Below are 12,088 nucleotides of genomic sequence, written 5' to 3' on the forward strand. Positions count from 1 at the left end.
ACTCGACCATCTCTCCGTGTCAAACTCACATTTACCATTATATTTATTTCTATCACATATGTCAATAGTTATTAGAAAACTTTTGCATTAAAATTGTATAATTTTAATATATCTTAGCTTAATTGTATAAATTTGGTAGAACTTAAACTTATACGCGATTATCGATTAAAAAAATTCATCTATAAATTGAAAAAATTCCCTAATATTTATATTGATTTTACTAAAAGTTATTTTTACTTCTTTTATTATGCTAATTTTTTTAATGTCTTCAATATATTTTTCTACTTCTTCTATTAACTTATCAATTTTTTGATTGCTTGTATCATGTTTCTTTAAATTAAATTCCTTAAATGTTTCTATAAATTCTATTTGACTATCCTCATCTACATCTTTAGACTTGCTAACTTCTATATCATCGTCCTTTTCTTTTGAAGGTTTTTGTGTATTTATAACTATAGCTTGAACTTTTTTTACATGATTTCCGTTACCAAAAAAATTTACTGTTATTATTGACGAAATACATATCAAAATAGTGATTGCTATTAAAAGCGCTTTACTTTTTTTCTTCTGTGGCTTTTCCATAATTATCACCTCTAATGCAATATTACCAGTATAGTATGATAAACTTCAATACTTTTTTATGTTTATTACAAAAGAGTAAGATTGGTAAGCATTATGTAAGATTAAATATATGAACTCTTCTATCATAATAATAAGATCTTCACATAACTTAAGTTATAAAGATATAACACTTCCTTAAAATGTTGATTTTCTTTATAAAAGTAACTCTATAATTTACCTCAGATATTTGAATTTAAATAAAGTTCTATTCTTAACTTCATTTACAGATTGTCTGGATATATCTAAAATATTAGAAGCCTTAATTTCACTATAATTTTTTATAAATTTTTATATTATCATGTTTCTTTGTAATTCAGTAACTTGTTAACTTTTCCTTACACTATATAAAGAGAATAAGGCTTTAATTTCATAACTCTATAAAATTAAAATTGGTAACCATCTTTAATTGCTTTCTAATTTTTACATATATGAGAAAATAATTATATATAATACTTAAATTGAGAGAGGAGGAATTTGATGAAGATAACTATTAAAAAACTTTGCATATTTGTTCCAATTATTGTAATATTAATATTTGTTTTTGTAAGCATTCTTACTCCAAAAGCAAAGTATATGACAGGTAAAGATACTGTTGCATACTTTGGAAAAGATTGCAGATATCAAATATTGGTAACACCTCATGATAGAAGAAAAGAATATTCTTTAATGGATGAAGAAATACAAAGGGATATTGATAGGAATATAACTAAATATATAGATTTAAAGGAAATGAAGACAGCGTTCATAGTTGGGCAAGAATCATTCAAAGATGTCTATATTGTACTAGATTATGAAAATAATAAAATAGAAAGATTTAATGATTTATCTGAAATGAATACTATTTATAGAAATACATTTACAGAAAAAGATTTTAAAATAATAAAAGCCGCTCATAAATAAAAGTGGCTTTCTATTTCATTGGCCCTTTTTATCCTGCAATGACTCCACCAATTAATTCGTGGAATGGAGTAAATACACCTCAAAACCATCTTTTTCACTATCATTTTCTCCACAATCAATTACTGATGTATGAGATATTATCTTATTTGCTAAATTCGATATTAATGGAATATTTGTAATAGCTTGAGCTGCTTTATCTGGATAAATACACCCTAACATTTCTGTTATTAATACCCTCCTTCTTTATACTTTAAAATTAAAAAGTAATAAAATTAAATTTGTAGCTGTTATACGCTAATTTTTCACCAGGAAAAAATATACATTAATAGCAAAGCTATTTAATTGATCTATATATTTTTACAAAACAAAAAAGATACGAACTAAGCTAACCTAATTCGTATCTCCTTAATATAAATTATTATTATTTAATTAAACCGATAAATTATCTTTCTAAATTTATAAGATTTTTAACTTTATTTTTTTGCACTACATAACTTCTTTTCCGCCCATATATGGTCTTAAAACCTCTGGGATTGTAATTGTTCCATCAGCATTTTGATAGTTTTCAAGTATAGCAGCTACTGTTCTTCCTATAGCAACACCTGATCCATTTAATGTATGTACAAAATTAGGTTTACTTTTAGCATCATCTTTATATTTAATATTTGCACGTCTTGCTTGGAAATCTTCAAAATTACTACAGCTTGAAATTTCAACATATCTATTATAGCTTGGCATCCAAACTTCTAAATCATACTTAAATGCAGCAGTAAATCCTAAATCACCTTTACATATCTTAACCACTCTATAAGGAAGTCCTAATGCCTTTAAAACGCTTTCTGCGTCATTTACAAGGCTTTCAAGCTCCTTATAAGAGTCTTCTGGCTTAACAAATTTAACAAGCTCTACTTTGTTAAATTGATGCTGTCTTACAAGTCCTCTTGTATCTCTTCCTGCTGAANNTGCTGAACCTGCTTCAGATCTAAAACAAGCACTATAAGCAGCATACTTTATTGGAAGTTTATCTCCTTCTATTATTTCATCTCTAAAAAGATTAGTAACAGGTACTTCTGCTGTTGGTATTAAAAAGTAATCTGTATCTGCAACTTTAAAAGCATCTTCTTCAAACTTTGGAAGTTGTCCTGTTCCTGTCATACTATTTCTATTAACCATAAATGGCGGTAATATTTCTGTGTATCCATTTTCATCTATGTGCTTATTTAAAAAGAAGTTTATTATAGCTCTTTCTAATCTAGCACCTAATCCTTTATATACTGTAAATCTTGAACCAGTGATTTTTCCGCCTGCTTCAAAGTCTAATATTCCTTTTTCTGTTCCTAAAGTCCAATGCTCTTTTGGCTCAAATTCAAATTTTCTTGGCTCACCAAATTTTCTTACTTCTACATTATCTTCATCAGTATCTCCACTCGGAACTTCAGGATTTGGTATATTAGGTATTCTAAGCATTATATATTTTATTCTTTCGTCTATTTCTGAAAGTTCTACATCAAAGTTTTTAATTTTATCAGCAAGCCCTTTCATTTCTGCCATTATATCATCAACAGGTAATCCTTCCTTTTTAAGTTTTGGAATTTGAGATGATTGAGTATTTCTTTTATTTTTTAATTCTTCAACCTCAACTAATATATCTCTTCTTCTTTTATCTAAATCTACAACCTCATCAATAACACTTATATCAAAATTTTCTCCTCTATCATTAAGTGCTTTTTTTATTTCTTCAGCATTATTACGAATTCTTTTTAAATCTAACATAATAATTTCCTCCTATACGTTTATTTTATTTTTATTATTTATAAATTTTTTCAAACAAAAAAAGAGCCTTCAATCCCAAAAGGGACGAAAGACTCCGCGTTGCCACCCTAAATTGAATAATATTAAAAAAATACTATTCCTCTTAATTATAATAACGGCAATTACCGTACTGCTCATCACAGTCCCTTCAAGTTGGATTCACAAAACTTAACATATCAGCTTACACCACGTACTGACTCTCTTTAATGTTAATAAATTGCTACTAGACTCTTCAACGGTTTAATCTAAATATTTATTTTGAAAATAATTCTATATGTTAATATATACTTTGTCAATATAAAATTAAATATTCTTATATATATTTTTAGTACATACAATATCTACACCAGTATTTAATATATTTTTACATACTACATCTCCTATTCTTATAGGAGGTCCAATATGAATTCTACTTAAAGCCTTTGAACATTCAAGCCATAATTCTTTATTTATAGGTCTAGTACTTTTAACAGGAGCTATATCATGCTTATTAGAGCCCTTAACTCTAACAATGGTAGTTAATATTTCTTCATTGCACATATTTATCATTCCTTACATTGTATCAAATTCTTTAATTCTATTTAACACTACTTTAGAGTTTTTTGAGTTTTTAACTATTTCCGTTATATGTTTATCTGTCTCTCTAGCTAATATAGAAATTATAACTTGATTGCAATAAGAACCCCTACAATTTCCAAAACCTGCGCCTGTTCTTCTTTTTACACCCTCTAGCGTACGAGCGCCTAAAGGTCGTCTTATTGCATCTACAATTTCACCTTCTGTTATATTTTCGCACCTACAAACTATTTTACCATATTTCTTATCTAGTTTTATTATTCTTTTTCTATCCTCATTACTTAAATCTCTAAATTTGTAGCATTCTCTTCTTCTATCTATAAAATCCTTTTTTAATATACAATTTAAATCATTAACTACCATTTTACATACCATATCAGCAATAGCTGGTGTCATGGTAACTTTTCCAAAATGCTTAACACTTACATTAATATAACCATTATCATTTAAATTATCATCAATAACCACAGGTTCATCGTATAAGCTCCAGTCAAGAACCATCTTAATACTCTTTGCATCAACCTTCCCAGTTAAATGAGACAATTTATCTATAACTATATCATAGTTTACATTTTCATCTGTGCTTAATGCTCCTATTATTTCTCCATTCATTGTTGGACGTATATACCGTCTTTCTTTATTGTCTATGTCAAAAATTATGTTTGAGTATAAATTATTATAGCTTTTATCTACTATAAAATATTTTAAATTATTTTTATAAGGGTCTTTTATTTTATTTTTATTATAGTCCCTTCCTAAATCCTTTTGAGAAGTTGTATTTATAACTATTTTACAAGTAAATTTATTTCTATTTGTTTCAACTTTAAATCCCTTTGATGTATTTTCAATGTTTAAAACTTCTTCTTCTAATTTAAATTTTACCCCATTATCAAAAGCAATCTCTCCATAAGCTAATGCTAAGTCATAAGAGCGTACTACACCTGTATTAGGAATATATAGTGCCTTTTTAAATCCTATTTGCAAATTAGGCTCTACTTTGTAAATTTCTTCATCACAAAGTAATTTAATCTCCTCTATTTTCTTCTCTAAAGCTATTTTATACATTCTTTCAATTTGTATTTCTTGCTCCTTATTTTTAGCTACATATAATGAACCACATCTTTTAAAAGGTACATTAAACTTACTTACATAACTGTCAATCATTTTATTGCCTTTTCGAATTAATGAAGAGCTAAGTGTATCTTCACACTCAAGCCCATCATAAATTGTTGCTGTATTTATTAATGCTGCATCTGAACCGATATCATAGTCTTTTTCTATTACAGCTATATTTAAATTATATTTTGATAATTCATAGGCAACGGCACAACCTATCATGCCGCCACCTAATACAAGCACGTCGTAATCCATAATTCCTCCATAAATTAACTTGTACTATTCAGAAACTTTTTCTATTTCCCTGCCAAGTGAATTTATATATTCACCATATTTAGCCCAGTCTCCATTCTTTTGAGCTTCTATTGCTTTATCGTACAATTCTTTAATCCTTTTAATATCAACCTTATCTGTGGTTGTAATCACTTTATTTTCATCTCCAGCTTTATCCTCATAACTAAACAATTTAGCTAATGCACTTTCAATGTTATTAGCTAAAACTATTTGATCCCCATATCCTACAACTACATTTTTCATTTCTGGAATACTCTTTTCTCCTGCAGCTCTTAAATAAAGAGGCTCAACATATAGTAAAGATTTTTTTATTGGAATAATTAAAACTTCTCCAAATTGAACTTCTGAGCCTTTTGTATCCCAAAGTGATAATTCTTTAGATATTTCCGGATCTTGATGTAATTTTTGTTTAAATAACATAGGACTATATACAGTACCACCTGTAGGAAATTTATATAGGAACATTTGCCCATAATTTTCTCCATCCATTCTTACTCCATACATAGCTACCATATTATCCCTACCTTTAGTATTAAAATATTCTAATACTACCATTTCATCTTCTGTTTCATTAGGTAATCTCATAATAACATAGGAAGCTTCATTTAATTTTTCTTTTTCATTTTCATCTACTTTTTCTTTATCACTTGCTATGCTCCATACATCATCTCCATTATAAAACACTCCAGGATCTTTTACATGATACTTACCTAAAACTTGACACTGAATATTAAATAAATCTTCAGGGTATTTAAAATGGTCTCTTAAAGATTTAGGCGCCTCTTCAACATCTTTAAATAATTGTGGAAATATTTTAGAGTAAGTAACAGCTATAGGATCATTTTTATCTACAACATAAAAGTTTGTAGTACCATTAAACGCGTCTATTATAACTTTAATAGAGTTTCTCATATAGTTTACATTATTGTCTAAAGGCTGAGCAAAAGGAAACTTATCTGTTACTGTATAAGCATCCATAATCCAATACAACTTACCATTATCTACAACTATATAAGGATCTCTATCATATTGCAAAAAAGGTGCTATTTTATTTACTCTTTCTTTTATATTTCTGTGTATAAGTATTTGGCTATCTCTATTTATATCCTGGGATAAAATAAACTTAGGATTTTGATATTTAAATGAGAATAAAATTCTATTTAGCATAGACATTCTTATTCCAGCTTCTCCATCATAGTTATTAGTTATATTTTCTCCACTCATAGGATAATCAATTTCGCCAAGATCAGTATTAACTACACTATAGTCATTTGTACTTTCTCCAAAGTATATTCTTGGATTATCTAGCTTTATATCGGTTTTATTCTCTATAGGTACATTACTAATAACAAAGTTAGGTTGTCCTTCACTTGTTACTGAATTAACCTTACTCATTATAATTCCATATCCATGAGTATAAGACAAATGCCTATTCTGCCATGTATTTGAGTTATCATCTAATTTATTTAAATCTAACTCTCTAGGCGCAATAAATACCTGACTGTACTTTCCATTAATATTATATCTATCTATATCAATATCATTAAAGCCATAATAATACCTTATATATTGAAATTGATTATTAAATTCTAATGCTGGTTTATATGCATTTATCTTTATATTATCTATTATATCCTTGTTATCTTTTATATCTTCTTGAGTTAAATTATTAATAACATTGTAATTTTCTTCTTTAATTTCATCAATATTAAAAGCTTTTCTTGTATAATCAATATTATATTCAATAAAGGGCTTTTCTAAAGTCTTTTCATTAGATTGAACTATAAACTTTTCAACAAAAGTTGTAGATACCCCTTCCCCTATAATCAGTACAAACATTAAAACAATTGAATAAATTATAGGTTTTACTTTAGATGTAATTATACTAAAGAATACTACTACTGAAGCCACTAGTCCTACTATTGAAATAGCCCTATAAAATTTCAAGCTAACTCTCATATCTGTATAACTTGCGCCAAAAGCTGCACCTTGTGGTGAATAAACTAAATTCCATGCGTTAATCATATATCCAAAAGCTATAAATAGCATAATTAATGCTGAAAGGACAGCTAGCTGCTTACCTGCAAAATTTGTTATACCGCTTTTAAAGCTTTTAAAACTTTTATTATTTATATTAGTAACTTTGCCCTGTATTTTATCTTTAGCACTAAAAGAAATATAAATTATAAAAGTGATTATTACTAAGATAACTAACAAAGAAATTATGCTGCTATACAATGATTGTATTAAAGGCAGCTTAAATACATAAAAAGAGACATCCTTATTAAATATAGGATCATTTAAATTAAAGGATGTTGAATTTGTAAACTCTAATATTCTATACCAATAATTTGATGCAAAAATATAGGAAAAAAACATAGAAACTAAAGCATTTATAATTAAGAATATTTTAAATATCTTTTTCTCTTTAGCTCTATTTCTTTCTATAACTTTTTTCATCTTCATAATGCTAGGTTTTAAACTTATATAATATACTGTTATAACAGTAAAAATAATAAGAAATACAGGTATCATTAACTTTAATGTAGCTAAAACTCTCTTAAAATATATAGATAAATATCCTAATTCTTTAAACCACTGATAATCAACTAATATATTTATACTAGAAGCTAAAACCAAAAGTATTAGCATTATCATTATTATAAAAGAAAATACTATTCCTTTCTTCTTCACATTATCCCCCCCTTATCCTTTTTCAAATAAATATATATTAAGTTTTATATCTACTCTCATAATTTTTTTCTTAAAATATGTGAAATTAAATGATTAGTTAAAAATTTTAATGATACTTCCTTTTATATAAATATTAAGCATTTATTATCTTAAAATGCATAAATATCTATAACTGTTGCGCACATCTTAATAATACTACTCTTTAAAGATAAATCCTATATAGAATAGTATATTAGCTTACATATTATCTACCAAAAATCCTTTATTTTTTAATTCGCCTATAATATTATCCATAACTTCTTCATTTTCTGCACTAATTGTATGAAGATGAATTCCATTAGTTAATAAAAATAATGGTTCTGCTTCATACTTATGAAGGTTATCTATGAAATTTTCTACATCATATAAGTTTTTTACCATAAGCATTCCTTTTATTTCTCCATATAACGGATGCTCAACAATAACATCCTCAATTATTCCACCATACTTAATAATAGCTTTCATTTCTTCTTCTATATTTTCTTTATCATGTAAAGTAGCAATTACTTTTTTAACTTTCATAGTGTCATTATTAGGCACAATATAACCTTCAGGAGTAGCAATTATATTAATACCCTCAGCTCTTAGTATAGCTATATCCTTTACGATGATTTGTCTTGTAACACCAAAAATTTCTGCTAAGTTTTGGCCTTTATAAGCGTCATTGCTTTTGCATAATACTTCTTTAATTTTTTCTCTACGAATTTGTGAATTCATTTTTTCCTCCATCTTACATATATAAAATATATTTTTAAGGTATAAGTATATTTTAACATTATAAATATCTATTTATAATAAAAATAAATAGATATTTATAAACTATGCTCTTTTCTATAATTTATATTATGAAGTATATATATTATTATAATATCATTACCATTTAATGTAAATAAGTGGTATAATATTTTTATATTTATTTTATGGAAATGAGAGGGTATTAAATGCATATAAGAAATGATTTTATATCATATTGGAGCAATTGGAGAAAGAAAGGACAAATTCTTTATATCTTAAAACATACTATTATCTATATATCCATATTTATATTAGCTTTTGGAATTATAAATAATATTAAAACAAAACATATTTTAAATAAAAATTCTCTAATATTTACTATATTAATAGGATCTTCCTGCGGAATTATTTATAGCATTAACTCTTGGAAAAAATATAATAGAATATATCTAAATAATCTTAAAGAAAATAGCTGATTAAGGATTCCTAGAGTATTTTATATCTTAGAAAAATCTAGATTAGACATATATTTATAATTTTTATGATTTAACATACTATAAAATATGTAATAGTACTAGCTATCCTTATAATTACTTATCCTCTAAAAATCTCTAATATATAAGAAAAATCACTATTAAAAATTAATATTTAATAGTGATTTTTCTTATGTAATATGAAGGCAGTTTATATACTAATTTTTATCATCACATCTTTTTAATATGTCCATGGAAATATTTTGGTAATTATTTGTATGGTGGTATCTTATTAAATTTAAAAAATTATCGTCATAATCATATTTTTTTAATATGTTATATCCTATTTCGCCATGATTATAATAAACATTTATAAATTTTATATTATCAAGTTTTTTTAATCTGCCTCTAGTAATAAAATTTAAAACAACTATTATAGATTTCTCTATAGGATTTAGGCTTCTATACAATTTACCTATATCGTGAAGCAGCCCTGTCTTTATTAACATTTTTATATCATCACAATTTAAAGATATTTTTTTAGTTTCTTCTAAAATATCCTTAGCCACATTTATACAATGCTTTTTATCATAAACCTTAAGCTTATTAAATAACTCAATTTCAAAAGGTTCTAAATATCTATTAATAAATTCTATATCTTCATCTGTAATTTTAGCTGTCACAGCCTTAAAAAATTGTTTTACTCTATAAATAAACATGTATAACTCCTAAAATGTATGTTTTCATATATATTACTCTTAAATTTAATCTCTCTAAAATGGTCAATCCTTATTAGCATTATTAGCCAGACTCAATTCTCCATTATCAGTGGAGAATTGACAATTATTGTTCAAATTAGTTTTATCAAACCAACCAATTTCTTTAACAGATTTATAATAAAAGTGACTTCATCACTTTTAAAAAAATAAATTCAAAACTTCTCGTGAGAGAAGTATCCATAATTGTCCATTGTCAATCGTCAATTCTCAATTATATAAATATAAGCTAAAATAATTTGTTAATACAAATTTATGGGTATATAGGTTAACCTTATGAGTAGTACATATATATATGTCTATTATATACAAATATGCTCAAAGAACAAAATTTTAAACTAAACCCTTTATCTTAATAGCTATATTCTAAGTTATACTGCTTACAAATAGTATTTACTAGGGCAAATATTATTACTGCTGCAGTATTTGAAGTTATATTATCTTTATCAAATCTTGGAGCTACCTCACATATATCAAAGTTCATAACCTTTCCTGACTTCAATATATGCTTTAAGACTTGAATTACCATTTCAGGATCTAACCCAACAGTTTGAGTTGCACTAACACCTGGAGCAAAAGCTGCTGAAAATACATCCGAACAAATGGTTACATATATGTAATCTTGCTTTTTTATAAAATCTTTTAAGGCTTTAATAAGTGCCCATCCATCACTAGATACTATGTCTTTTGCAAGAGCATATTTAGCTCCTAATTTATTAGCAGTTTTAAAAAGCTCAATTGTATTACTATGTTCTTGAACACCAACACAGAAATAGGAAAAATCCATATCATTATTTTTACAGATATCTGATATTTGCCTAAACATAGTTCCAGAGCTTCCTTCCTTATCATAAGGTCGTAAATCAAAGTGAGCATCAAAATTTATTATGCCAATCTTTGGTTTATCACATATAGTTTGCACATTATTAAAGAGTCCTTTAAAGTTTCCTAAAGCAGTTTCATGTCCTCCGCCTAATACAATTGGGAATATATTTAAACTAAGAAGTCTAGCTACAGATTTAGATAAAAGTTCTTGTGCTTCACTCAAACTCAATCCTTCTGCAACTATGTCACCTGCATCAAATATATTTACACATTCATAAAAGTTGCAAGGGAAGTTTGCCATTTGAGTTCTTATGGATATTGGACCATTTATTGCACCAACTCTGCCTTTATTCAATTTTATACCTATATCACAACAAAAGCCTAATATGCCAAAGCTTAAGCTTTCTACAGGTTTTATATTTTCATCCCATAAATTTAATGGTTTAACATGTTGGTGCCATCTAAAAGCATCGTAGTTGAAAGTACTATCAACTCTTCCACTCCAAATGCTCTCATCCATTGGTATATAATTTTTATTATTCATAAATTCATCTCCCATTATAATCTCATAACTATATAAAAAGTAACTCATATTATAACATTGAAAGCATTAATTAAAAAGGGGAAAATATGTAAGTTTTCATATCAATGCCTTATAATCAAATATCTAAAGGTGTTTCAATGCTTTTATCTCAACTTAGTACTAGTCTACAATCAGCTAATGAAATGATAAATACACCATTAACTAATGATAAACTTAACGTTGATAATAACTTTTTAGACTTTGTATCACATTTTGATCAAGGCAAATATTACTAGTTAGAAGTGAATGATACATGGAGGTTTAGTGTTTACAGAAGCTTTTAGTTCATTAGATAGAGTTAGTGGCTTATTCTTGTCTGATGCTGACTTTAGAGGCTTAATAATCGAAACAGGTGCAATAAAGCAAATGCATATGAAATCAGTAGAAACAATAAGAATGTATAATTTAAATTGCGACCAATCTAGGTTTAAAAATTAATTTTTTATAAATAAAAAAAAGCAATTCTTTTGAATTGCTTTTTGGTGGAGATAAAGAGATTCGAACTCTTGACCCCCTGCGTGCAAGGCAGGTGCTCTCCCAACTGAGCTATACCCCCAAATATGGTGGACCTTCAGGGACTCGAACCCCGGACCTACCGGTTATGAGCCGGTTGCTCTAACCAACTGAGCTAAAGATCCGTACTG

General features: G+C 26.9%; 12 protein-coding genes, 2 tRNA genes and 1 other annotated feature. Of the genes, 3 read left to right on the forward strand and 11 right to left on the reverse strand.

What is annotated here, in order from left to right; translation table 11 throughout:
- Positions 1-165: 165 nt before the first annotated feature.
- Positions 166-582, reverse strand: a complete 417-nt coding sequence (locus B2W91_RS17475; protein ID WP_291583255.1) for a hypothetical protein — start codon at positions 580-582, stop codon at positions 166-168.
- Positions 583-1,098: 516 nt separating this feature from the next.
- On the opposite strand from B2W91_RS17475, the gene B2W91_RS17480 reads away from it, so the two are divergent.
- Positions 1,099-1,521, forward strand: a complete 423-nt coding sequence (locus tag B2W91_RS17480) for a hypothetical protein (RefSeq protein WP_291583256.1) — start codon at positions 1,099-1,101, stop codon at positions 1,519-1,521.
- A 51-nt stretch (positions 1,522-1,572) separates the two neighbouring features.
- Here the strand turns inward: B2W91_RS17480 and B2W91_RS17485 are convergent, their stop codons facing one another.
- The 8 genes from B2W91_RS17485 to hutG form a co-directional block, all read right to left on the reverse strand.
- Positions 1,573-1,740: a hypothetical protein gene (locus B2W91_RS17485; RefSeq protein ID WP_291583258.1), complete on the reverse strand. Its 168-nt coding sequence runs from the start codon at positions 1,738-1,740 to the stop codon at positions 1,573-1,575.
- 267 nt (positions 1,741-2,007) lie between these two features.
- Positions 2,008-3,294 (reverse strand): serine--tRNA ligase, encoded by a 1,287-nt coding sequence (gene serS, locus B2W91_RS17490; RefSeq protein WP_291583260.1) that lies wholly within the window; start codon positions 3,292-3,294, stop codon positions 2,008-2,010.
- 77 nt (positions 3,295-3,371) lie between these two features.
- Positions 3,372-3,578: a binding site (T-box leader), on the reverse strand.
- 58 nt (positions 3,579-3,636) lie between these two features.
- Complete coding sequence (locus B2W91_RS17495) at positions 3,637-3,873, reverse strand: DUF1667 domain-containing protein (protein WP_291583261.1); 237 nt, start codon at positions 3,871-3,873, stop codon at positions 3,637-3,639.
- A gap of 12 nt (positions 3,874-3,885) precedes the next feature.
- Positions 3,886-5,280, reverse strand: coding sequence for an NAD(P)/FAD-dependent oxidoreductase (locus B2W91_RS17500; protein ID WP_291583262.1), 1,395 nt, complete (start codon positions 5,278-5,280; stop codon positions 3,886-3,888).
- A 24-nt stretch (positions 5,281-5,304) separates the two neighbouring features.
- The gene (locus tag B2W91_RS17505; RefSeq protein WP_291583263.1) at positions 5,305-8,013 is read right to left on the reverse strand and encodes a UPF0182 family protein; all 2,709 of its coding nucleotides are present in this window, start codon (positions 8,011-8,013) and stop codon (positions 5,305-5,307) included.
- 237 nt (positions 8,014-8,250) lie between these two features.
- Entirely contained in the window at positions 8,251-8,769 is a 519-nt protein-coding gene (locus tag B2W91_RS17510) for a transcription repressor NadR (RefSeq protein WP_291583264.1), read from the reverse strand.
- Between the two features lie 709 nt (positions 8,770-9,478).
- The gene (locus B2W91_RS17515) at positions 9,479-9,979 is read right to left on the reverse strand and encodes an HDIG domain-containing metalloprotein (protein ID WP_291583265.1); all 501 of its coding nucleotides are present in this window, start codon (positions 9,977-9,979) and stop codon (positions 9,479-9,481) included.
- Between the two features lie 409 nt (positions 9,980-10,388).
- A complete protein-coding gene (gene hutG / locus B2W91_RS17520; RefSeq protein ID WP_291583266.1) occupies positions 10,389-11,405 on the reverse strand; it encodes a formimidoylglutamase in 1,017 nt (338 codons plus the stop codon).
- A 104-nt stretch (positions 11,406-11,509) separates the two neighbouring features.
- Between hutG and B2W91_RS17525 the strand changes: the two genes are divergently transcribed.
- Both B2W91_RS17525 and B2W91_RS17530 read left to right on the forward strand, forming a co-directional pair.
- Positions 11,510-11,680 (forward strand): hypothetical protein, encoded by a 171-nt coding sequence (locus B2W91_RS17525; protein ID WP_291583267.1) that lies wholly within the window; start codon positions 11,510-11,512, stop codon positions 11,678-11,680.
- A 28-nt stretch (positions 11,681-11,708) separates the two neighbouring features.
- Positions 11,709-11,882, forward strand: coding sequence for a hypothetical protein (locus tag B2W91_RS17530; RefSeq protein WP_291583268.1), 174 nt, complete (start codon positions 11,709-11,711; stop codon positions 11,880-11,882).
- A 42-nt stretch (positions 11,883-11,924) separates the two neighbouring features.
- On the opposite strand, the gene B2W91_RS17535 is transcribed toward B2W91_RS17530, so the two are convergent.
- A tRNA-Ala gene (locus tag B2W91_RS17535) sits at positions 11,925-12,000 on the reverse strand.
- A 5-nt stretch (positions 12,001-12,005) separates the two neighbouring features.
- Positions 12,006-12,082: transfer RNA gene (locus B2W91_RS17540), tRNA-Ile, on the reverse strand.
- Positions 12,083-12,088: the final 6 nt, after the last annotated feature.

It is taken from the genome of Clostridium sp. UBA6640 (genome assembly GCF_002455975.1).
GTDB lineage: Bacteria > Bacillota > Clostridia > Clostridiales > Clostridiaceae > Clostridium_J.

Bases quoted from the DNA above. Each gene is read 5' to 3' on its own strand.
- B2W91_RS17510 (WP_291583264.1), bottom strand. From the start codon at position 8,769: ATGAATTCACAAATTCGTAGAGAAAAAATTAAAGAAGTATTATGCAAA.
- B2W91_RS17500 (WP_291583262.1), bottom strand. From the start codon at position 5,280: ATGGATTACGACGTGCTTGTATTAGGTGGCGGCATGATAGGTTGTGCC.
- B2W91_RS17525 (WP_291583267.1), top strand. From the start codon at position 11,510: ATGCCTTATAATCAAATATCTAAAGGTGTTTCAATGCTTTTATCTCAA.
- B2W91_RS17495 (WP_291583261.1), bottom strand. From the start codon at position 3,873: ATGTGCAATGAAGAAATATTAACTACCATTGTTAGAGTTAAGGGCTCT.
- B2W91_RS17515 (WP_291583265.1), bottom strand. From the start codon at position 9,979: ATGTTTATTTATAGAGTAAAACAATTTTTTAAGGCTGTGACAGCTAAA.
- hutG (WP_291583266.1), bottom strand. From the start codon at position 11,405: ATGAATAATAAAAATTATATACCAATGGATGAGAGCATTTGGAGTGGA.
- B2W91_RS17475 (WP_291583255.1), bottom strand. From the start codon at position 582: ATGGAAAAGCCACAGAAGAAAAAAAGTAAAGCGCTTTTAATAGCAATC.
- B2W91_RS17485 (WP_291583258.1), bottom strand. From the start codon at position 1,740: ATGTTAGGGTGTATTTATCCAGATAAAGCAGCTCAAGCTATTACAAAT.
- B2W91_RS17480 (WP_291583256.1), top strand. From the start codon at position 1,099: ATGAAGATAACTATTAAAAAACTTTGCATATTTGTTCCAATTATTGTA.